A 20948-nucleotide genomic window follows, 5' to 3' on the forward strand; every position below is an offset into this window, starting at 1 on the left:
TGTCAGTCTCTGTCGAGGGCCGAAGGCTCAGATGTCGAGGAAGCGGACGTCTTTGGCGTTCTTCTGGATGAAGTTGCGCCGGGACTCCACGTCCTCGCCCATCAGGGTGCTGAAGATCTCGTCGGCCGCCGCGGCGTCGTCGAGCGTGATCTGGCGGAGGGTGCGGGTGTCGGGGTCCATCGTGGTGTCCCACAGCTCCCGGTAGTCCATCTCACCGAGGCCCTTGTAGCGCTGGATGCCGTTCTCCTTCGGGATGCGCTTGCCGGCGGCCTGGCCGTCGGCGAGCAGCGCGTCGCGCTCCGCATCCGAGTAGACGTACTCGTGCGGGGAGTTCGACCACTTCAGGCGGTAGAGCGGGGGCATCGCGAGGTAGACGTAGCCGAGCTCGATCAGCGGCCGCATGTAGCGGAACACCAGGGTGAGCAGCAGCGTCGTGATGTGCTGGCCGTCGACATCCGCATCGGCCATCAGCACGATCTTGTGGTAGCGCGCCTTCTCGGCGTTGAAGTCCTCGCCGATGCCCGCGCCGAACGCGGTGATCATGGCCTGCACCTCGTTGTTGCCGAGCGCGCGGTCGAGCCGGGCCTTCTCGACGTTCAGGATCTTGCCGCGGAGCGGAAGGATGGCCTGCGTCTCGGGGTTGCGGCCCTGGATCGCGGAGCCGCCGGCCGAATCGCCCTCCACGATGAAGATCTCGCTCTTGGCGGGGTCGCGGCTCGAGCAGTCCTTGAGCTTGCCCGGCATGCCGCCGCCCTCGAGCAGACCCTTGCGCCGGGTCTGTTCCCGGGCCTTGCGCGCGGCCAGCCGGGCCTGGGATGCCTGGATCGCCTTGCGGATGATGTCACGCGCCTGAACGGGGTTGCGGTCGAACCAGTCGGTCAGCTCGGTGCCGACGACGCGCTGCACGAAGGCCTTCGCCTCGGTGTTGCCGAGCTTCGTCTTCGTCTGGCCCTCGAACTGCGGCTCGGCGAGCTTGATCGAGATGACGGCCGTGAGCCCCTCGCGCACGTCGTCGCCGGAGAGGTTGTCGTCCTTCTCCTTGATGATCCCCTTCTCCCGCGCGTAGCGGTTGACGAGCGTCGTGAGCGCGGCACGGAAGCCCTCTTCGTGGGTTCCGCCCTCGTGCGTGTTGATGGTGTTGGCGTAGGTGTGGACGCTCTCGGTGTACCCGGTGGTCCACTGCATCGCCACCTCGAGCGCGATCTTGCGCTCGGTGTCCTCCTGCTCGAAGGAGATGATCTCCTCGTTCACGAGCTCGGCCTTCTTCGAGCGGTTGAGGTACTCCACGTAGTCCTTCAGACCGTTCTCGTAGAGGTAGGTGACCTCGACGTCCTCGGCCGTGCCGTCCTCGCCCCCGCGCTCGTCTGTGAGCTTGATGGCGAGGCCCTTGTTGAGGAAGGCCATCTGCTGGAACCGCGCCCGCAGCGTCTCGTAGTCGAAGACCACGGTCTCGAAGATCTCCGGGTTCGGCCAGAAGGTGGTCTTCGTGCCGGTCTCGGTGGTCGCTTCGCCCTTCTCCAGCGGTGCCAGCGGCACGCCGATCTTGAAGCTCTGCCGGTAGACGTTGCCCTGCCGGCGCACCTCGACGTCGAGTTCGCTCGAGAGCGCGTTCACCACCGACGAGCCGACGCCGTGCAGGCCGCCGGAGACCGCGTAGCCGCCACCGCCGAACTTTCCGCCGGCGTGCAGCACCGTCAGCACGACCTCGACGGTCGACTTCTTCTCGGTGGGGTGCATGTCGACCGGGATGCCGCGACCGTTGTCCGTGACGGTGATCCCGCCGTCACGGCGCATGACGACCTCGATGTGCGTCGCGTACCCGGCGAGCGCTTCGTCGACGGAGTTGTCGACGATCTCGTACACAAGGTGGTGCAGACCTCGAGGGCCCGTCGACCCGATGTACATACCGGGGCGCTTGCGCACTGCTTCGAGGCCTTCAAGAACCTGGATCTGGTCCGCGCCGTACTCGTTGTCAGGGTGGACCTTGTCCGATTCAGACATATGGAAATGGGCTCCTCAGTGCCCTGCCCAACGGCCGGGCAGGCGACCCTTAATTCTATCAAACCAAGGGTCGGAAACCGCCGTCATATGCCGCTCTGAGCGATCATTTCTGGCCGGATGACCACATTTGCCCTGTCAGCCGTAGGTATCGCGAGGACCGCGCCCTGGAATCGATCTGGAGCCGCGTTTCCAGGATGGGGCGTGGGGCGCTTCGAAGCGGATCGACTCGATCCCCGCATCCGGGTATCGCTGAGCGATCGTCGTCATGATCAGCACACGCATGTGCCGAAGCTGCGTGGCCCAGGCGGTGGAGTCGCACTGAACCGTGAGAACCGCGTCGGTGATGCCGATCGGCCGGCTGTGCTCCGCTGTCTCCGGGCCCGCGATCTCCGTCCACGCCAGCAACAGGTCCGACTTCGCCAGCGACGAGGTCCAGCCGAGCTCAGAGGAGAGCGACGACATCACGTCGCCGAGTCCGTGCGGGTCGCGACCGACGCCGTAGGGAACGCTGTCACCGTCGCCGTCGCGGCCACGCACGCGCGTCTTCTTCGCCCGCCACGCCGCCGCGCGCGAGGTCGGATCCCCGAACGCCGCCTTGAGGCGCAGGTACACGTTCTGTGATTCAGTCATCGGATGCGTCAACGATAGTCCCGGCAGAGATGCGCACGGTGTGCGCGGTCAGCTCCCCCGGCACGTCTTCGTACACCGCCGCGGTGATGAGCACCTGCTCGTAGCCCTTGACCGCATCCGCCAGCCGGCCGCGGCGACGCTGGTCGAGTTCGGCGAAGACGTCGTCGAGGATGACGATCGGGTCGCCGGCGATCGAATCGGCGCGCAGCAGCTCGGCGCAGGCGAGCTTCAGGGCGAGGGCGAACGACCACGACTCGCCGTGGCTGGCGTACCCCTTCGCCGGCAGGCCGTTCAGGCGGAACAGCAGGTCGTCGCGGTGGGGGCCGCATAGCGTGATGCCTCGGTCGCGCTCGGCGCGCGCCACCTTCTCGAGCGCGGCGCGGAACGCGTCCGCGAGCGCCTCCCGCGTGAGATCGGTCGCGGCCGGCGCCGAGACCTCGGCGTCCTCCGCCTCGGGGTGATCGGCGAGGATGCTCAGCACCACCTCGAGGGTCGGCTCCTGATCCGAACCCGCCACCGCCTGGTACGCCTCGCGCACGAACGGACCGAGCGCGGCCACGATGGCGATGCGCTCCGCCATGATCTCGGACCCGAGCTCCACCAGGCGCTCGTTCCACAGCTCGAGGGTCGAGAGCTTCGCATCCTTCAATCCGGATGCGCGGGCCGACTTCAGCAGGGCGTTGCGTTGCTTGAGCACCCGGTCGTAGTCGGCGAAGACCCCGAGCAGCCGCGGCGCCTTCGCGCCGAGCAGCGCATCGACGAAGCGCCGGCGAGTCGACGGCTCGCCCCGCACGAGCGCGAGGTCCTCGGGCGCGAACAGCACGGTGGAGATGTACCGCGGGAGTTCCCGCGGCTTGATGGCGGCGCGGTTGACCTGCGCGCGGTTGGCGGCGGCGCGGTTCAGCTGCAGCTCGACCAGGAGTTCCCGCCCGTCGTGCTCCAGCCTGGCCCGCACGATCGCCGAGTCCTGGCCCGCCCGGATCAGCGCCTGGTCGGTGGAGACCCGGTGCGATCCGAGCGTGCTGAGGTAGCCGACGGCCTCGACGAGATTGGTCTTGCCCTGCCCGTTGCTGCCGACGAAGAGGTTCGCGCCCGGTGCGAGCGCGACCTCTGCCGTCTGGTAATTACGGAAGTCGGTGAGCGAGAGGTGCCGGAGAAACACGCCTGCCTAGACCCACGAACCCGACGAGCCCCGCAGGGTCAGTCGAGCTCTTTCACGGCGTGCCCGCCGAACTGGTTGCGGAGGGCCGCCACCGCCTTCATCGAGGGCGAGTCCTCCTGGCGCGAGACGAAGCGCGCGAAAATCGAGGCGCTGATTGCCGGCATCGGCACGGCGTTCTCGATCGCCTCCTCCAGTGTCCAGCGACCCTCGCCCGAGTCGTCGACGTAGCCGGCGATGTCGTGGAACTCAGGGTCGGCCTCGAGGGCGCGCACCAGGAGCTCGAGCAGCCAGGAACGCACGACGGTGCCGCGCTGCCAGGCCTTGAAGGTGCCCGTGACGTCTTTGATGATGTCTTTCTTGGTGTCGAGCAGCTCGTAGCCCTCGGCGTAGGCCTGCATGATGCCGTACTCGATGCCGTTGTGCACCATCTTGGCGTAGTGGCCGGCGCCGACCTCGCCGACGTGCACGAAGCCCTCGTCACGCGGGCCCTCGGGGCGGAGCGCGTCGAAGATCGGCATGGCGCGCTCGACGTTCTCGGCCGTGCCGCCCACCATCAGGCCGTAGCCGTTCTCGAGGCCCCAGACGCCACCGGAGACACCCGCATCCATGAACTGGATGCCCTTGGGGGCCAGGAACTCGGAGTGCTTGAAGTCTTCGGTCCACTTCGAGTTGCCGCCGTCGATGATGAGGTCGCCCTCATCGAGCACATCGGCCAAGTCGTGGATGACGCCGTCGGTGATCGCGCCGGCCGGCACCATCACCCAGACGATGCGCGGGGCGGGCAACGCGGCGGCGAGGGCAGCGAGGTCGGCGACATCGCTGACGGCGGGGTTCGTGTCGTACCCGACCACCTCGATGCCCGCGTTCTTCAGGCGGGCACGCATGTTGTTGCCCATCTTGCCGAGACCGATGAGACCGATGTTCATTCCAGCTCCTTGTCGACTAGCGCAGCAGCAGGTTGGGCTGCAGCAGGTACTTGTAGTCGTCGGATCCCGGCTGATCCTTCGACGACTGGCTCGTGATGAGAACCGGGCCGGGCTTGTTGGGGTTGTCGGTCTTCGTGAACGAGATCCGCACGAACTCCGAGTGCACGGCACCGAGGCCATCGAGCAGGAATTGCGGCTTCAACGACACCACGGTGTCTTGGCCGGTGAGCAGCGCGTCGATCGACTCCGATGCCTGCGCCTGCTCGGAGCCGATGGCCTCGAGGGTCACGCCGTCGATCGTGAACGTGAAGCGCAGCGCCGCTTCTCGCTCCAGCACCAGACTCACGCGCTTGGTCGCCTCGATGAGGTCGGCGGTGTTGATCACCGCGTAGTTGTCGACGCTCTCCGGGAACAGCCGCTTCACCGGCGGGAAGTTCCCCTTGATGAGCAGGGTCGTCACCGTCTTCTTGTCGGCCTTGAACGCTATGAGCTCACGGTCGTCGCTGTTCGTGATGGCGACGGAGATCGTGCCGGCGTTACCGAAGGTCTTGCCGACCTCCTGCAGGGTGCGGGCGGGTACGAGCGCCGAGGCCGACTCGGTGCCGGAGTCGTTGGAGTCCCAATCGATGTTGCGCACGGCGACGCGGTACCGGTCGGTGGCCACGAGGGAGATGCTGTTCTCGGTCACCTCCAGCTGAACCCCGGTGATCACAGGCGTCACGTCGTCGCGAGACGCCGCGACGGCCACCTGCGACACCGCAGCGGCGAATTGGTCGGCCGGGAGCAGGCCCGACTCGGCACCGACCTGCGGCAGCGTCGGGTACTCCTCCACCGGCATGCTGAGCAGCGTGAACCGCGCCGAGCCGCAACTGACGACGATGCGGGAGTCTTCGGTGGAGAAGGTGACCGGTGCGTTGGGCAGCCGGTTCGCGATGTCCGAGAGCAGCCGGCCGGAGACGAGCACCACACCGGGCTCTTCGACATCGGCGGCGATCTGGGTCTGCGCCGAGACCTCGTAGTCGAACGACGAGAGGGTGAGCCCCTCATCCGTCGCTTCGATCAGCACTCCGGAGAGGATCGGCAGGGTGGTGCGCTGCGGCAGCAGCTTCACCGCGAACGACACGGCTTCGCTGAAGACGTCTCGGTTTACTTGGAACTTCACGAAGTCACCTCTGTCGACTTGACTGACCTGGGGTCGCTCCATGTTATCGGGTGCAGGGGTCCGCACAGGTGGAGCAGTTTCCGCACAAGGTTGTCGGGTGTTCTGTGATTAAAGAAGATTTCTTAATGGTCTTAACGGCTGGGGATATGTGGATAACTCTGTCTAAACCGCCCAACCTCGCCGAACTACACGCGTGTGACTTGTTGATCCGGTGTGAAACGGGTGTTGAAGCAGGAGGATGCGCGATGAACGCTTCATGAACGAGTCCACATCCGCGGGTGACTGATCAACACCTCGGGGCGCGTTTTCCACAACTTCTTCACAATCTGTGGACAACCCTGCCAGGGGCCGCTCAGGCGCCCTTGTAGCGCTGATTGTGCTTGATGCGGTTCGAGATCTCGGTGACCTGGTTGTAGATCGACCGCTTCTCGGTCATGAGCTTGCCGATCTTGTTGTTGGCGTACATCACCGTGGTGTGGTCGCGCCCGCCGAAGAGCTGGCCGATCTTGGGCAGCGACAGGCTCGTCATCTCCCGGCAGAGGTACATGGCGATCTGGCGCGCGGTGGCGATCGCCTGTGATCGGCTCGAGCCGTAGAGGTCGTCGACCGAGAGCTTGAAGTACTCGGCGGTGTGATTGATGATGTCGACCGGCGCGATGACGTTGTCGTCGTCGAGCGTGATGAGGTCTTTCAGCACGGTCTGCACGAGGGTCATGTCGACCGGCGTGCGGTTGAGGCTGGCGAAGGCGGTGACGCGGATGAGCGTGCCCTCGAGTTCGCGCACGTTGCTCGACACTTTCGAAGCCATGAACTCGAGGATGTCGTCCGGCACCCGCAAGCGCTCGCTCTGCGCCTTCTTACGCAGGATCGCGATGCGCGTCTCGAGGTCAGGGGTCTGCACATCGGTGATGAGTCCCCACTCGAAGCGGGTGCGCATCCGATCTTCGAAGCCGGTGAGGTGCTTCGGCGGCAGATCGGAGGTGATGACGACCTGCTTGTTGTGGTCGTGCAGGGTGTTGAAGGTGTGGAAGAACGCCTCCTGGGTCTCCGCCTTGCCCTGGAGGAACTGGATGTCGTCGATCAGGAGGAGGTCGATGTCGCGGTAGCGGGAGTGGAAGGCGGCGCCGCGGTTGTTCGCGATCGAGTTGATGAAGTCATTGGTGAACTCCTCGGAGCTCACATAGCGCACGCGCACCCCGGGATAGAGGGAGATGGCGTAGTGGCCGATGGCGTGCAGGAGGTGGGTCTTGCCGAGACCCGAGTCGCCGTAGATGAAGAGCGGGTTGTACGCCTTGGCCGGTGCTTCGGCGACGGCCACGGCGGCCGCGTGGGCGAAGCGGTTCGAGCCGCCGATGACGAAGTTGTCGAAGCTGTACTTGGGGTTCAAGCGCGTGTCGTTGTTGCGGAGCGGGCCCACCGTCTCCTGCACGGGCGGCGCGACCGATTCGACGTACGCGGAATCGGCGACGGTGACCGGCATGACGGGGTCGGTCACCGTGCTGGTGGTGTAGCCGTCGATGTCAGGGTTGACGACCACCGAGAAGCTGTTGACGTCGAGCTCGGGGTCGAGCGTGCCGAGGGCGGTGAGCAGGGACGGGCGAACGCGCTGCTCGAGCATGTCGCGCGTGAAGTCGTTGGGCACTTCGAGATAGAAGGAGCCGCCCAGGATGCCCTTCGGTACCACCAGACCGAGGAAGCCTTTCAGCTGCGGGGTGATGCGCTCATCAGTGGCGAGCACCTGGAGGACCGACCGCCAGTTGTCCTCCGTCGAACCGGCACCCTCAGCCAATGGAACTCCTGTCGAACGTGAATTGCGTGCCGAACTCACTCGCTCGACCGTCTGCCGTGTCTGCGCCCCCGCCGGCCTGTTAGTAACTGTAGGCACCTAAGCTAGTGACTGCCATGGCGCAGGGCAAGTTCGCTGTATTGACTGTACGCGTGTCATTCACAGATGTTGTCCACAGTCTGTGGATACTTGATCTTTTGAGCGTATTCGGTTTGACCGGAGCCGATTAAGACCGTAGTTTTAATCAGTTGACTTGTGGATTCCCACACCCTTCACTTCACGGCGGTCGTTCCATGCGGGTGCCTGCCGAACCACGGAGAACATTATGAGCAAGCGAACCTTCCAGCCGAACAACCGCCGCCGGGCCAAGGTGCACGGCTTCCGACTGCGCATGCGCACCCGTGCGGGCCGCGCCATCCTGTCGGCGCGCCGCCGCAAGGGCCGCACCGAGCTCTCCGCCTGATCTCCGCCCGACGGAGATCTCCGCGGTGCTGGCCCGAGCGAATCGCATCACCCACGGTCGCGAGTACCGCGCCACCGTGCGCGGTGGTTCGAAGTTCGTCGGCGCCAACACGGTCACCTACATTCGCGCATCCGATTCGTCGGATGCGCGTTTCGGGTTCATCGTGGCGAAATCCGTCGGTGTCGCGGTCGTTCGGAATCGGGTGCGCCGCCGTCTGAAGGCGGCGAGCTACGCGTTGCTGCCCCAGCTGGCTCCGGGCTACGACGTGGTGGTGCGGGCGCTCCCCCAAGCTGGGTCCCAGCCTTACCGCGTACTCTTCGAAGAACTGTCACGCTCACTCACCAAAGGATCAGTACTCGCATGATGTCGGTCGTGACTGCGATCGTGCTGCTCCCCCGCAATCTCGCGGTGCTGGTGCTCCGGGGTTACCGTGCGGTGATCTCGCCGCTCTACGGCGACGTGTGCCGCTACTACCCGTCGTGTTCCGCCTACACCCTCCAGGCCATCCAGCAGCGTGGCGTCATCGTCGGATCGGCGCTCGGTCTCTACCGCATCGTGCGCTGCCACCCCTGGGCCAAAGGCGGCGTCGATGACGTGCCGCCGGTCCGCCGCCAGAGATATCGGCTGACGCCGTTCGGTTTCGTCGTAGCTAGCCACGGAAAGGGCTAACCCCACACCATGGAAATCCCGTTTCTCGATACCATCCTCTGGCCCATCAAATGGGTCGTGGAGCTCATCCTGGTCGCCTGGCACTGGCTCTGGACCGCTATCGGGCTCGACCCGGCGGCGGGTCTCACCTGGGTGCTGTCGATCGTGGGCCTCGTGCTGGTGGTGCGTGCCGCGCTGATCCCGATCTTCGTGCGGCAGATCAAGAGTCAACGCAAGATGCTCGAGGTCGCCCCGCAGCTGAAGAAGATCCAGGACAAGTACAAGGGGAAGAAGGACCAGTTCTCGCGCGAGGCCATGTCGCGCGAGACGATGGAGCTCTACCGTCGCACCGGCACGAATCCGCTCGCGTCGTGTCTGCCGTTGCTTCTGCAGATGCCGATCTTCTTCAGCTTGTTCTCGGTGCTCAACAACGCCCAGAAGGGGCTCGCCGGCGTCGGTCCGCTGAACTCGGAGCTCGGCAAGCAGTTCGGCGATGCGACGCTCTTCGGAGTCGCTCCGCTGCACGACACCTTCATCGGCGCCTGGAATGCCGGCGGGCCGTGGCAGGTCATGGTGATCGCCGGTCTGATGGTCGTGCTGATGACCGCTTCGCAGTTCTACACCCAGCTGCAGATCATGGCGAAGAACCAGTCCCCCGAAGCCAAGAACAGCCCGATGTTCAAGCAGCAGCGCATTCTGCTCTACATCCTGCCGCTGGTGTTCGTGTTCTCGGGTGTGGCGTTCCCGCTCGGTGTCATGTTCTACTGGCTCACCTCGAACCTGTGGACCATGGGTCAGCAGTTCCTGGTCATCCGCAACATGCCCACGCCGGGTAGTGAGGCGGCGAAGGCCCGTGAGGCGCGACTGGCGAAGAAGGGCAAGCTCGAGCCGACGAAGGGCGCTCCGGAGATCGAATCGATTCCCGAGCCGCCCAAGACGACGCAGCGACAGCAGCCGGTGAGCAAGAACCGCGCGAAGAAGCAAGGGGACAAGAAATGAGTGACGTGACCGAGACCACCGACAGCAGCACCGCCCCCGACATCGACGAGACGCTGGCGGCCCACGAGGACGTCAGCGTCGACGTGGCGGGTCCTGAGGCGGCGGATGCCGGCACCTCACGCCTGGACGACGAGGGTGATGTAGCCGCTGACTACATCGAGGAGTTGCTCGACATCTGCGACCTCGATGGCGACATCGACATCGAGGTCACCGACGGTCGGGCGTACATCTCGGTGAACGCATCGGGAGACAGCAACCTCCGTGTGCTCTCGCGCACCGAGACCGTCGCGGCGTTGCAGGAGCTCACCCGGCTTGCCGTGCAGACGAAGACCGGTGAGTTCTCGCGCCTGATCCTGGATGTCGGTGGCAGCCGGGAGCAGCGCCAGCGCGAGCTGGAGCGTTTGGTCGACGCCGCAGTCGCAAGGCTCGACGCCGGCTCTGACGCGGCCCACCTCGAGCCGATGTCGTCCTACGAGCGCAAGCTCGTGCACGACATCGTGGCCGCGCGCGGCTTCTCCTCGGAGTCCGAGGGTGAGGGCCGCGACCGTCACACCGTCGTTCGCCGCGCATAGTTTCACGTGAAACAGTGACACCCGAGCAGGATGCCCCCGTCGAGCCCGAACCGGCCGTGGCTGCGGCGGTGTTCGGCGATCGAGTCGAGCTGGCGCGCCGCTATACGGCGGACCTAGCACGTCGTGGTGAAGAGCTCGGCCTGATCGGACCTCTCGAGCTACCTCGGCTGTGGAGCCGGCACGTGATCAACTCCGGTATCGTCTCGCCTCTTCTGCGGCCCGGGCGGGTCGGTGACATCGGAAGCGGCGCAGGGTTGCCCGGCATCGTGCTGGCCATCGCGCGCCCCGACGTGGAGTTCGTTCTCATCGAGCCGATGGAACGCAGAGTGGCGTGGTTGGAGGAGCAGGTGGACCTGCTCGGATTGAGCAACGTCACCGTCCTTCGTGCTCGCGCGGAGGAAGCCCGTCTGCCCTCCCCCCTCGATCAAGTGACGGCACGTGCGGTCAGCGCATTCAGTAAATTGATCCCGATGTGCGTTCCACTTCTCCGCCCGGGCGGCGAGATGGTGTTGATGAAAGGCGCAGGAGCGATCGGCGAGATCGCGGCCGCCGAGAAGGCGGTTCGTAAGTACAAGCTCTCCGACGTCGAGGTGGTGGAGCTGGGCGAGTCGCTTGGGGTGGAGACCACTCGCGTCATCCGTGCGCGGGTGCCATGACGCCGCAGCTCATCGCGGGGCGGCGAGGCGTCTGGACAACGCCCCGGGCTGCGCGCGGGGGTCGCACGCTCGTGACCGACGGCGCCCCTCCCCTAGTGTCAGTCGACTTCGGTAACATCGAAGAGTACGTTCGGGCGCTCTGCCCACCGATGTTTCACGTGAAACATACCGTCAGGATTGTGTGAATGACCAGTGATGCAACCGCCTTCGATGCGTCGACGCCGCTGGCTCGTGAGCTCGCCGACCTCTCCCAACGAAAGCGGCAACTGGCGATGCGCGAGTTCCCCCTCCCCCAGTCCCCCCGTGTTCTGACGGTCGCGAACCAGAAGGGCGGCGTCGGGAAGACGACGACGACAGTCAACCTCGCCGCAGCGTTTGCTCGCGAGGGTGCTCGGGTGCTGGTGATCGACCTCGACCCTCAGGGAAATGCATCGACGGCACTCGGCGTCGAGCACCGGGGCGACAAGCCGAGCGTGTACGACGTGCTCATCCACGACGAGGCAATGGCTGATGTGATTCAGCAGAGCCCGGAGTCAGCAAACCTTTTCTGCCTCCCGGCCACGATTCATCTCGCGGGAGCAGAGATCGAGCTGGTGCCGATGGTGGCGCGCGAGCAGCGGCTGCGCGGGAGCTTGGATCGATACCTCGCCGCACAGACCGAATCCGGCACGCCGTTCCACTACGTCTTCATCGACTGCCCACCATCGCTCGGCTTGCTCACCATCAATGCCTTCGTCGCAGCGCGGGAGGTACTCATCCCGATCCAGTGCGAATACTACGCACTGGAGGGTCTGAGCCAGCTGCTCAACAACATCAGCTTGATCGAACGGCACCTCAACCCGACTCTCGCCGTCTCCACGATTGTCCTCACCATGTACGACGGGCGCACCCGCCTGGCGTTCCAGGTGGCGGAGGATGTTCGTGCCCACTTTCCAGCCGAGACCTTGAAGGCCGTGATCCCGCGCTCGGTGCGGATCTCCGAGGCGCCGAGTTACGGTCAGACCGTCATCAGTTTCGACCCCGGGTCACCCGGCTCCGTCTCCTACTTGGAGGCTGCCGCCGAAATCGCAGAGAGAGGAGCGCCGCATCGTGGCAACTAAGAAGAGGGCCGGCCTCGGCCGGGGCATCGGCGCCCTGATTCCGACCGACGAACCCCGCCCCGAAGGTGCGCGCCCGGTTGACGTGTTCTTCGACGCACCGCAGTCAGCGGGCCCCGAATTGGTGGCCGTGCCCGGAGCGCGTCTAGCGCAGCTCGACCCGAACAGCATTGTCCCCAACGCGAAGCAGCCGAGAAGCGTTTTCGACCCGCAGGATCTCGCTGAACTCGTGCATTCCATCCGCGAGATCGGGGTGCTCCAGCCCATCGTCGTCCGCGAGCTTCCGCGGGCTGAGGGTGCCGAGCAGCAGTACGAGCTCGTCATGGGTGAGCGCCGACTCCGCGCCACCAAGGAGGCTGGACTCGACACCATTCCGGCCGTGGTCAAGGACACGGCTGACGAAGACATGCTGCGCGACGCGCTGCTGGAGAACCTGCACCGATCACAGCTCAACCCGCTGGAAGAGGCATCCGCCTACCAGCAGTTGCTCGACGACTTCGGCATCACGCAGGAGCAGCTCGCCGAGCGGATCGGACGCTCGCGCCCGCAGATCACCAACACGCTCCGCCTCCTGCGTCTCCCCCCGGCGGTGCAGAACCGAGTCGCCTCCGGTGTTCTGAGTGCGGGACACGCCCGCGCGGTGCTCGCAGTGGGCGACGTCGAGGCGATGACCCGCCTGGCCGACAAGATCGTGAACGAAGACCTCTCGGTGCGCGCCGCTGAGGCACTCGCTTCAGAGGCGCCCAAGCAGTCCCGGGCGAAGACCACCGCAGGGACGAAGCGGGGGCATCTCGATGAGATCGGCGAGCGGCTGGGTGACCGGCTCAACACGCGAGTGCGCGTGAGCCTCGGCCGTACAAAGGGCCAGATTGTGATCGACTTCGCGACCATCGAAGACCTCAACCGGATTCTCGGAGAGCTCGGCGAAGAGGGCTACGGGCGCTAGACGGAGTTCTTCCGGAGGCTGTGTCCCACGACGATGAACGCAGACCAGTCAGCAGCGTCGCCGCACCGCGGCCGCCGTTTCACGTGAAACATTCACCCGACGCGTCAGGCGGACGCAGCGCCGCTGATCGCCACCTCGCTGAGCTTCTCGTAGACCGAACCGAGTGAGAACCCGGCGGCGAGAATGCCCTGCGGCACGGTGGAGGTCTCGGTGAGACCGGGGAGCACGTTGGCCTCCAGGAACCACGGCACACCCGATTCGTCGATGATGAGGTCGATGCGCGAGATGTGACGGAGGCCGAGTGTCTCGTGGATGGCCAGGGCGGCGGCACTGGCGGCCGCGATCGTGTCGTCGTCGAGACGAGCCGGTACGAAGAAGCTCGTCTCCCCCGCGTTGTAGCGCGCCTCGAAGCTGTACACGCCCGAGCGTGGTTCGATCTCCACTGGCGGGAGCGCGAACGCACCGTCGCCGAGGTCGATGATCCCGATCGACACCTCGACCCCCCGGGCGCGCTGCTCGATCAGTGCTACCTCGCCGTAGGTGTATGCGTCGACGACGGCGCGTGGCAGGTCATCGGCGGAGGCGATGACGCCGACCCCGAGCGCGGATCCGCCCATCGCCGGCTTCACGACCAGGTCTGAGCCGAGCGAGCGCGACACCAGGTCGAGCACCTGGGTGGCACCGAGCTCGCGGAACGTGTCACGGGGCAACGTGAGCCACCGCGGCGTCGCGAAGCCGGCGCGTTCGACCAACACCTTTGCCGTCGGCTTCTGCCAGGCAAGGCGGGCTGCCGTCGCCTGAGCGCCGACGTAGGGGATCCGCAGCACGTCGAGCAGCGCGCGGAGCGCGCCGTCTTCGCCACTGGCGCCGTGCAGCGCCGGCCAGACCACGTCGGGTCGCGTCTCGTCGAGATAGGACAGCAGCGTCGCATCCGGATCCCGGAGGATGACCGTGTGCCCGCGCTCGGCAAGACTGTCGGCAACGCGGCGGCCCGAGCGGAGCGAGACGTCGCGTTCGTGGGAGATGCCACCGGCGAGGACGACGACGGTGCGAGGAGTGACGGAATCGGTCATGATCTCAATCCAGGTTGGGCGGTGGCGCGGAGAAGTTGCGGTCACGAACGGTCTCGAGGGGGCCGGTGGCAGAGAATGTCTCGAGCAGGTCGAGCTCTCCGTTGATGACGTTCTGAAGCCGCCGGATCCCGACCCGGATCGACTCGGGCGTGGGGTAACAGAACGAGAGGCGGATGTTGTTGCGGCCACCGCCGTCGGCATAGAACGCCGTGCCGGGCGTGTACGCGACGAGCTCCTTGACGGCGCGAGGCAGCATCTGCTTGGAGTCGAGGTAAGGCGGCAAGGTCAGCCAGACGTAGAACCCGCCATCTGGGTCCGTCCACTCCAGGTTGGGGAGATAATCAGTTAAAGCGCTGATCATCGCCTCTTTTCGCTCCCGGTAGACACCGCGGAAGCGGTCGACCTGAGCACGCCAATCGATCGTGTCGAGATACTTGGAGATGACGAGCTGGCTGAACGACGACGGTGAGAGCACCGCCGCCTCGTTCGCGAGGATGAGCTTCTCTCGGATGGCGTGCGGGGCCAGTGCCCAACCCACCCGGAACCCGGGTGCGAGCGTCTTCGAGAACGTGCCGAGGTAGATCACGCCATCCTGCTCGACCGACCGCAGAGCCGGGGGCGGCGGCGCGTCGAAGTGCAGCAGACCATAGGGGTTGTCCTCGAGGACGAGGATCCCGTTGTCCTTGGCGATCTGGAGCACCTCGAGCCGCCGCTCCCACGACAGGGTGACACCGGCCGGGTTCTGGAACGAGGGAATGGTGTACAGGAACTTGATGGTCTTTCCGAGCCCCTTGAGCCGAGCGATGTTCTCGCGCAGCGACTCCGGGATCATGCCGTGCTCGTCCATCGCCACGTGATGCGTCTCGGCCTGGAACGACCGGAAGATCACCATGGCGGTCACGTAGCTCGGGCCCTCCGCGAGTACCACGTCGCCCGGGTCGATGAAGAGCTTCGTCACCAGTTCGAGCGCGTGCTGAGAGCCGGTGGTGACCACCACGTCATCAGCCGACCCGCGGATGCCCTCCATCGCCATCACATCGAGGATCTGTTCGCGCAGCGCAGGCACGCCCTGCCCCGAGCCGTACTGCAGGGCCACCGAGCCCTGGTCGCGCATCACCCGGTTCATCGAGTCGATGACGAGCTCCTGCGGCAGCGCCGAGACGGCGGGCATGCCGCCGGCGAGGGAGACCACCTCCGGTCGGGACGCCACGGCGAACAGGGCGCGCACCTCAGAGGCGGCGAGGCCGGCCGTGCGCTCGGCGTAGTTGGCGTACCACGGGTCGAGGTTGTTACCCGCGGTCGAAGGGGGTTTCTGATTGCTCACGCGTGCATCCCGACGTAGACCGAAATTCCATCGTATGACATGCAAAAGTGGCCCACTGCACGAATGCGGCGGGCCACTTGGGACGAACTGGCCGAAAGGCCGTTCGCAAGGCTTCAGATCAGATGAACGCCGCGAGGTCGGCCTCGAGCGCGGCCTTCGGCTTGGCGCCGATGATGGTCTTGACCACCTCACCGCCCTGGTACACCTTCATCGCCGGAATCGACGTGATCTGGTACTTCATGGCGGTCTGCGGGTTGTCGTCGACGTTGAGCTTCACGATCTCGATCTTGTCGGCGTGCTCCTCGGCGATCTGGTCGAGGATGGGCGACACGGCGCGACACGGGCCGCACCACTCGGCCCAGAAGTCGACGAGGATGGTCTTCTCGGACTTCAGGACGTCGGCGTCGAAGCTGGCGTCAGACACTGCCTTGGCGTTGGACATTGTTCCTTCTTTCGTGTGGATCGGATTCCGGATGCCCGGAAGTCGGTTGGGGCCGCGACTACTCGGCGGCCACGAGGTCGTCGACCTCGGCCGCCACCGCGGCGGCGAGTTCGATGTGCGAGGTGTGCTCGACCTGGTCGAGGGCCGCGAGGAACTGCTCCGCATCGAGTGCGGCAACGGTTCCGGAGGCAGCGGCGGTGACCGCCTGACGGTAGTGCGGGTCGATCACGTCGCCCGCGGCGAAGACGCCGGGGAGGTTGGTCTTCGACGAGCGGCCCTGCACCGCGATGGTGCCCTCTGCCGTGAGCTCGAGCTGCCCGTGCACGAGATGCACGCGCGGGTCGTTGCCGATGGCCACGAACAGGCCCTGCACCGGGAGGTCGCGCTCCGCCTTCGTGACGGTGTCGCGGAGTCTCAGCGACTCGACACCGTTCTCGCCCGCGATGGCGACGACCTCCGAGTTCCAGACGAACTCGATCTTCTCGTTCTGCAGCGCCCGCTCCTGCATGATCTTCGAGGCGCGCAGGGTGTCCTTGCGGTGCACGACGTACACCTTCTCGGCGAAGCGGGTGAGGAAGGTCGCTTCCTCCATGGCGGAGTCGCCGCCGCCCACCACCGCGATGGTCTTGGCCTTGAAGAAGAAGCCGTCACAGGTGGCACACCACGACACGCCACGGCCGGAGAGACGCTCCTCGTCGGGGAGACCGAGCTTGCGGTAGGCCGACCCGGTGGCGAAGATCACCGATCGGGCCTCGTGGGTTCCGCTGTAGCCGGTGACGACCGACTTGACCTCGCCGGTCAGGTCGACGCTCGTCACGTCGTCGAGGATGACCTCGGTGCCGAACTTCTCGGCCTGCTCCTGCAGTTTCATCATGAGCTCCGGGCCCTGGATGCCCTCGGGGAAGCCCGGGAAATTCTCGACCTCCGTGGTCTTCATGAGCTCACCGCCGGCCTCGACGCTGGACGCGAGCAGCAGGGGCTTCAGCCCGGCCCGCGCGGCGTAGATCGCCGCCGTGAAGCCCGCAGGCCCCGACCCGATGATGATGATCTCGCGCATGTCGTTCCACTCCTGAGGATGATGAGCGGGCACACTCCGAGTGCGTCCACTGACCGGTACAACACATCCTAACCGCCCGCTATTCCGGCGTTCCGGGCGGATGCAGCCGGTGTTCAGCTGGGCAGGAGTGGCTGCGTTAGCGCTTCAGGCGGGCACGCACCGGCGCCAGCGCATCCCGCAGCTCAGGGGAACGCAGCAGGTAGAGCGCGCCGAGGTAGACGACCAGCATCACTCCCCCGATGATCGCCATCGACACGATCGCCGGCACGAACGGCGAGACCGCGAAGCCGCCTTCCACCCGCCCGCCGAGGGCGAGCATCACGGCGATGCCGGCCGCCGACGCCGGCACCGCGGCGAGCCCGAAGCGCCCGAAGCTCCGCAGCACAGTCGCACCACCGGCGCCGCCGAGTCGCCGGCGGATGATGAGGGCCGCCACGAGGGTCTGGATGCCGGTGGCCACCGACAGGGCGAGCGCCAGGCCGGCCGCGATCCAGGCGTCGGGGAGGAAAGCGCATCCGATCGCCAATCCCGTGAAGATCACGGCCTGCAGCACCTGCAGGAAGAACGGCGTGCGCGTGTCGCTCAGCGAGTAGAACACCCGCTGCACCACGAAGAGCACCGTGAAGGGCAGCAGCCCCACCAGGAACGCGATGAGCACGTCGCCCATCGCCGCCGTGTTGGCGAAGCTGCGGTTGAACAGGCTCGCGAAGGGGTAGGCGACGATGATGAGCACGAACATCGCGAGCACCATGAACAGCGCGGTGCTGCGGATGGCAGCCGACACGTCCGAGCGCAGCTGCGTCAGCTCACCCCGGTTGGCGTGCCCCGACATCTTGGTGAAGTACGCCGTGACGATCGACACCGTCACGAGCGAATGCGGGAGCATGAAGATGAGCCAGGCGTTCTGGATGGTGGCGACGGATGCATCCGATCCGGACGCCAGGGCCGCCACGTTCGTCTCGACGAGGCCCGCTGCCTGGGTGACGAGGAGCATGCCGAAGGTCCAGCCCGCGAGCTTGCCCGCCGAGCCGAGGCCCACCCCGCGCCAGGCGAAATCGGGGCGGTAGCGGATGCCCACCCGCCGCCACGACACGAACAGCACGAGTGCCTGCGCCGCCACCGCGAGGGTGGTGAATCCGCCGAGCAGCGCGATCTTGTCGGGCCCCCAGTCGGTGACCGCCCGCTCGCCGTTCGGGTCGGCGCCGAAGATCACCATGAACACGACCAGGCCGATGATGGAGATGGCGTTGTTGAGCGCCGGCGCCCAGGTGAACGGCCCGAACACGTTCTTGGCGTTCAGCACCTCGCCGAGCACGGTGTAGAGACCGTAGAAGAAGATCTGGGGCAGGCACCAGTAGGCGAAGGCGATGGCCAGTGCCCGCTGCTCCCCGCTCCAGCTCGCGGCCGAGACGGTCACCAGCACGGGCGCGAGCAGCGTCGCTGCCAGCGTGGTGCCGCCGAGGATCACCATGGTGATGGTCAGCAGCTTGTTGATGTAACCCTTGCCGCCGTCGGGATGGAGCATGGCCCGTACGATCTGTGGCACCAGCACGGCGCTCAGGGTGCCGCCGGCGATGATCGCGTAGATGTTGTTCGGCAATTGGTTGGCCACGGCGAACGCATCGGCGCTGGCACTGCCCACCACGCCGATGGTCTGCGCCAGGATGATCGTGCGCACGAATCCCATGACACGCGACACGATCGTGCCCGACGCGAGCAGCGCGCTCGATCGGCCGATGCTGGGGGTCGCGCTACTCATCCGCCGCCGTTCGTCGTTGCTTGCGCCGGCGCAGGATGTTGCGCACGATGCCGATCCCGAACACCGCGACGACGAGCACTCCGATGAGTACCGTGCCGAGGGTCTCCCACTCCGCGCTCACGTTCACCACCACGGGTGAGGGCGTCGAGATGAGCACACCGGTGGGGCTGAGGAGCTGGATGCCCAGCGTCACGGCCCCGTTCGCCACCGCCGTGACCGGGATCTGCGCGCCCTTGCGCGACGACGCCTCGATCGTGACCTCGACGTCGTTCTGCTCCACGAGCAGACGCCCGTTCGACGGTGTGACGTGCACCAGCACGGTCACCGGATAGGGCAGCTCGTTGCTCAGCGTCACCGGGAGCGGGGCCTGGTTCGAGAGCAGGTTGATGTTCGACCCGTCGATCATCTGCACCGAGCCGAGGGTCTTGCCGATCGCGTCGAGACTGCCCTGCACGGCGACGTTCCAGCCGCCCTCGTTCGGCACCCAGCTGTTCGAGAGCAAGGCGAGGAGGTCGGCCCGCTGCTCCCCCGTGAGCATCGCCGGGTCGGCGAGGATGGAGGAGAACGAGGCGATGCTCTGCGACGCGCCGAGCAGGGTCTGGATCTGCGCGATCCGCTCGGCGGACTCCGGCGAATCGAGGATGGTGGCGGCCTGCACGGGGGTGCGCGCGAGCAGGGACTGCACCGGAGCGGTCTGGGCCCAGGGAAGGGACTCGAGCGCGGCGAGCACCTGATCGAGATCGGTGAGGTTCATGGCGGTGCGATCGAGCACGGCGAGAACGCTGCTGCCGGCCGCACCGGTGCCGCGCTCGGCCGCGACGGCGAGCGACCCGCTCAGCCGTGCGAGCGCCTGCCCGCGGCGCGCATCCGAGTTGGCCGCCAGCGCATCCTGCATCGCCGTGGACACGACGTGATCGGCGACCAGCGCGGTCTGGTCGCCCACCGCGACGACGCTGTCGAGCGACTCGCCGGCCGTGGCGGCGGTGAGCTGTGCCGAGTCGAGGATGGTGGTGGTGAGACCGGACTGGGCGAAGAAGGGCAGATCGCCCGACACCACGCTGCCCGCGCGGGGCCAGGCGATGCTGGTGCTGGTGTAGTCCCAGTCGAGCAGCTGCTCGAGCGTGGGGACCGCGGCGGCCGGGGGCGTCGGTTGCGGCGTGGGCGTCGCCGTCGCTGCCGTGGTGGCGTCTGCCGAGCCGGCGGAGGTCGACGTGGGCGGGGGCGAGGCGGTGGCGGGGGCGGTCGGCTCGATGAGCTCGTTCACATCGGTGAAGTTCGCGGCGTTCAGCGCGTAGCCGAAGGAGGTGGGCGCCAGTACCTCGGGTGCGCCGGCCTGATGCTCTCCGGCGAGGTCGGAGTCGCCGTAACTGAGCGGGATGATGGGATTCGAGGCGGCATCGAGCCGTTCGAGCCAGGTCACCGCCGACGCCGGCGCCGTGGAGCCGAGCGCGCGGATGGAGACGATGATGCGCGGGTCGACCGCGATGGTGACCGGGCGGTCGACCACGGCGTCCAGCTCCCGGGTGAGCACGCCGGTGTCGCTCGTGAAGGTCTCGAGCGACGTCGCCGGGATCAGCCCCGAGGTGCTCGCAATGCTCGTCAGCGGAGCGATCACCGTGACTCCGGTGGCGGGCGGTGCCGCCGAGGCGGGATCGTTCCAGACGATGCTGGTGTGCGTCTCGGCGACGACGTTGCCGCCGACGGTGAGGCGGGCGGAGAGACCGTAGCTTCCCCACTCGTCGAGCGCGAGCCCGGCGGCGGGCACGGTGAGCTGCACCGTATGGCTGGCGCCGAGGGCCACGGCGGGCGCGGATGCGGTGGCGATGCGGTCGAGGTCGAGTGCGGCATCGGTCGGCGGGTTCGCGATCCAGGTGTCGTAGGCGCTCGCCGAGCTGAGCGGGGCGCGATCGAGCAGAACGTCGACCGTGCCCTCGGCGACCGTGTCGGGCCCGGGGTTGGCGATCTCGATCGAGAGCGACAGGTCGGCGCCGGGGGTCAGGATGCCGTTGCCCGCCGGCGACAGGGCGAGGGCCACGGTGCCGGTGGACGCATCCGCCGCCGCCCCTGCTGCTGCCGGAGCGACCGTCGTGCCCGCGGTGCCGGCCGCCGCGGCCGGGGTCGCGAAGAGTGCACCGGCGATCAGTGCGCTGACGGCGATCGCGGGCGCAACTCGAGTCAATCGACGCGCTGAAGAAGTCATAGGCAGTCGTCGGAGCGCTGGTGGCGCCCGCATCCGTACTGCCGA

Annotated in this window: 20 protein-coding genes; 8 read left to right on the forward strand and 12 right to left on the reverse strand. The window is 66.5% G+C overall.

Translation table 11 applies throughout. The features are described 5' to 3' along the window. Positions 1–27: 27 nt before the first annotated feature. From gyrB to dnaA, 6 genes are all read right to left on the reverse strand, one after another. Positions 28–2001 (reverse strand): DNA topoisomerase (ATP-hydrolyzing) subunit B, encoded by a 1974-nt coding sequence (gyrB, locus tag AC3WLB_RS19365; protein WP_492508802.1) that lies wholly within the window; start codon positions 1999–2001, stop codon positions 28–30. Between the two features lie 135 nt (positions 2002–2136). Beyond that, positions 2137–2631, reverse strand: a complete 495-nt coding sequence (locus AC3WLB_RS19370) for a DciA family protein (RefSeq protein ID WP_492508804.1) — start codon at positions 2629–2631, stop codon at positions 2137–2139. Then, on the reverse strand, positions 2624–3793 hold the full coding sequence (gene recF, locus AC3WLB_RS19375) for a DNA replication/repair protein RecF (protein ID WP_492508806.1): 1170 nt from the start codon (positions 3791–3793) through the stop codon (positions 2624–2626). The genes AC3WLB_RS19370 and recF overlap by 8 nt, the downstream gene beginning before the upstream one ends. A 38-nt stretch (positions 3794–3831) precedes the next feature. Then, positions 3832–4794 carry a phosphogluconate dehydrogenase (NAD(+)-dependent, decarboxylating) gene (gene gnd, locus AC3WLB_RS19380; RefSeq protein ID WP_492509031.1) on the reverse strand — a complete coding sequence of 321 codons (963 nt, stop codon included), beginning with the start codon at positions 4792–4794 and terminating at the stop codon, positions 3832–3834. Next, positions 4736–5881, reverse strand: a complete 1146-nt coding sequence (gene dnaN, locus AC3WLB_RS19385) for a DNA polymerase III subunit beta (protein WP_492508808.1) — start codon at positions 5879–5881, stop codon at positions 4736–4738. Before dnaN ends, gnd begins: the two co-directional genes overlap by 59 nt. 352 nt (positions 5882–6233) lie before the next feature. Then, positions 6234–7670, reverse strand: coding sequence for a chromosomal replication initiator protein DnaA (gene dnaA, locus AC3WLB_RS19390; protein WP_022895129.1), 1437 nt, complete (start codon positions 7668–7670; stop codon positions 6234–6236). 322 nt (positions 7671–7992) lie between these two features. On the opposite strand from dnaA, the gene rpmH reads away from it, so the two are divergent. The 8 genes from rpmH (at position 7993) to AC3WLB_RS19430 (ending at position 13048) form a co-directional block, all read left to right on the forward strand. Further along, positions 7993–8130 (forward strand): 50S ribosomal protein L34, encoded by a 138-nt coding sequence (gene rpmH / locus AC3WLB_RS19395; RefSeq protein ID WP_022895130.1) that lies wholly within the window; start codon positions 7993–7995, stop codon positions 8128–8130. Positions 8131–8155: 25 nt separating this feature from the next. After that, on the forward strand, positions 8156–8494 hold the full coding sequence (gene rnpA / locus AC3WLB_RS19400) for a ribonuclease P protein component (protein ID WP_022895131.1): 339 nt from the start codon (positions 8156–8158) through the stop codon (positions 8492–8494). Further along, on the forward strand, positions 8491–8799 hold the full coding sequence (yidD, locus tag AC3WLB_RS19405; RefSeq protein ID WP_031281021.1) for a membrane protein insertion efficiency factor YidD: 309 nt from the start codon (positions 8491–8493) through the stop codon (positions 8797–8799). The genes rnpA and yidD overlap by 4 nt, the downstream gene beginning before the upstream one ends. Positions 8800–8808: 9 nt before the next feature. Beyond that, the gene (gene yidC / locus AC3WLB_RS19410) at positions 8809–9777 is read left to right on the forward strand and encodes a membrane protein insertase YidC (protein ID WP_492508812.1); all 969 of its coding nucleotides are present in this window, start codon (positions 8809–8811) and stop codon (positions 9775–9777) included. After that, positions 9774–10349 carry a Jag family protein gene (locus AC3WLB_RS19415; RefSeq protein WP_492508814.1) on the forward strand — a complete coding sequence of 192 codons (576 nt, stop codon included), beginning with the start codon at positions 9774–9776 and terminating at the stop codon, positions 10347–10349. Before yidC ends, AC3WLB_RS19415 begins: the two co-directional genes overlap by 4 nt. A gap of 14 nt (positions 10350–10363) precedes the next feature. Beyond that, complete coding sequence (rsmG, locus tag AC3WLB_RS19420) at positions 10364–11005, forward strand: 16S rRNA (guanine(527)-N(7))-methyltransferase RsmG (RefSeq protein ID WP_492508816.1); 642 nt, start codon at positions 10364–10366, stop codon at positions 11003–11005. Between the two features lie 185 nt (positions 11006–11190). Next, entirely contained in the window at positions 11191–12105 is a 915-nt protein-coding gene (locus AC3WLB_RS19425) for a ParA family protein (protein ID WP_492508818.1), read from the forward strand. Then, positions 12095–13048, forward strand: a complete 954-nt coding sequence (locus tag AC3WLB_RS19430; protein ID WP_492508820.1) for a ParB/RepB/Spo0J family partition protein — start codon at positions 12095–12097, stop codon at positions 13046–13048. The genes AC3WLB_RS19425 and AC3WLB_RS19430 overlap by 11 nt, the downstream gene beginning before the upstream one ends. A 104-nt stretch (positions 13049–13152) precedes the next feature. On the opposite strand, the gene AC3WLB_RS19435 is transcribed toward AC3WLB_RS19430, so the two are convergent. The 6 genes from AC3WLB_RS19435 to AC3WLB_RS19460 form a co-directional block, all read right to left on the reverse strand. Continuing rightward, positions 13153–14121, reverse strand: coding sequence for a D-alanine--D-alanine ligase family protein (locus AC3WLB_RS19435; protein WP_492508822.1), 969 nt, complete (start codon positions 14119–14121; stop codon positions 13153–13155). A gap of 4 nt (positions 14122–14125) precedes the next feature. Further along, entirely contained in the window at positions 14126–15445 is a 1320-nt protein-coding gene (locus AC3WLB_RS19440) for an aminotransferase-like domain-containing protein (protein ID WP_492508824.1), read from the reverse strand. Between the two features lie 118 nt (positions 15446–15563). Beyond that, on the reverse strand, positions 15564–15887 hold the full coding sequence (gene trxA / locus AC3WLB_RS19445; protein WP_022895139.1) for a thioredoxin: 324 nt from the start codon (positions 15885–15887) through the stop codon (positions 15564–15566). Between the two features lie 58 nt (positions 15888–15945). Further along, entirely contained in the window at positions 15946–16944 is a 999-nt protein-coding gene (gene trxB / locus AC3WLB_RS19450) for a thioredoxin-disulfide reductase (RefSeq protein WP_492508826.1), read from the reverse strand. Between the two features lie 136 nt (positions 16945–17080). Continuing rightward, a complete protein-coding gene (gene murJ, locus AC3WLB_RS19455) occupies positions 17081–18703 on the reverse strand; it encodes a murein biosynthesis integral membrane protein MurJ (RefSeq protein ID WP_492508828.1) in 1623 nt (540 codons plus the stop codon). Then, entirely contained in the window at positions 18696–20903 is a 2208-nt protein-coding gene (locus AC3WLB_RS19460; protein WP_492508830.1) for a DUF6049 family protein, read from the reverse strand. The genes murJ and AC3WLB_RS19460 overlap by 8 nt, the downstream gene beginning before the upstream one ends. Between the last annotated feature and the right edge of the window lie 45 nt (positions 20904–20948).

Source organism: Herbiconiux sp. FW305-C-125 (assembly GCF_058783455.1).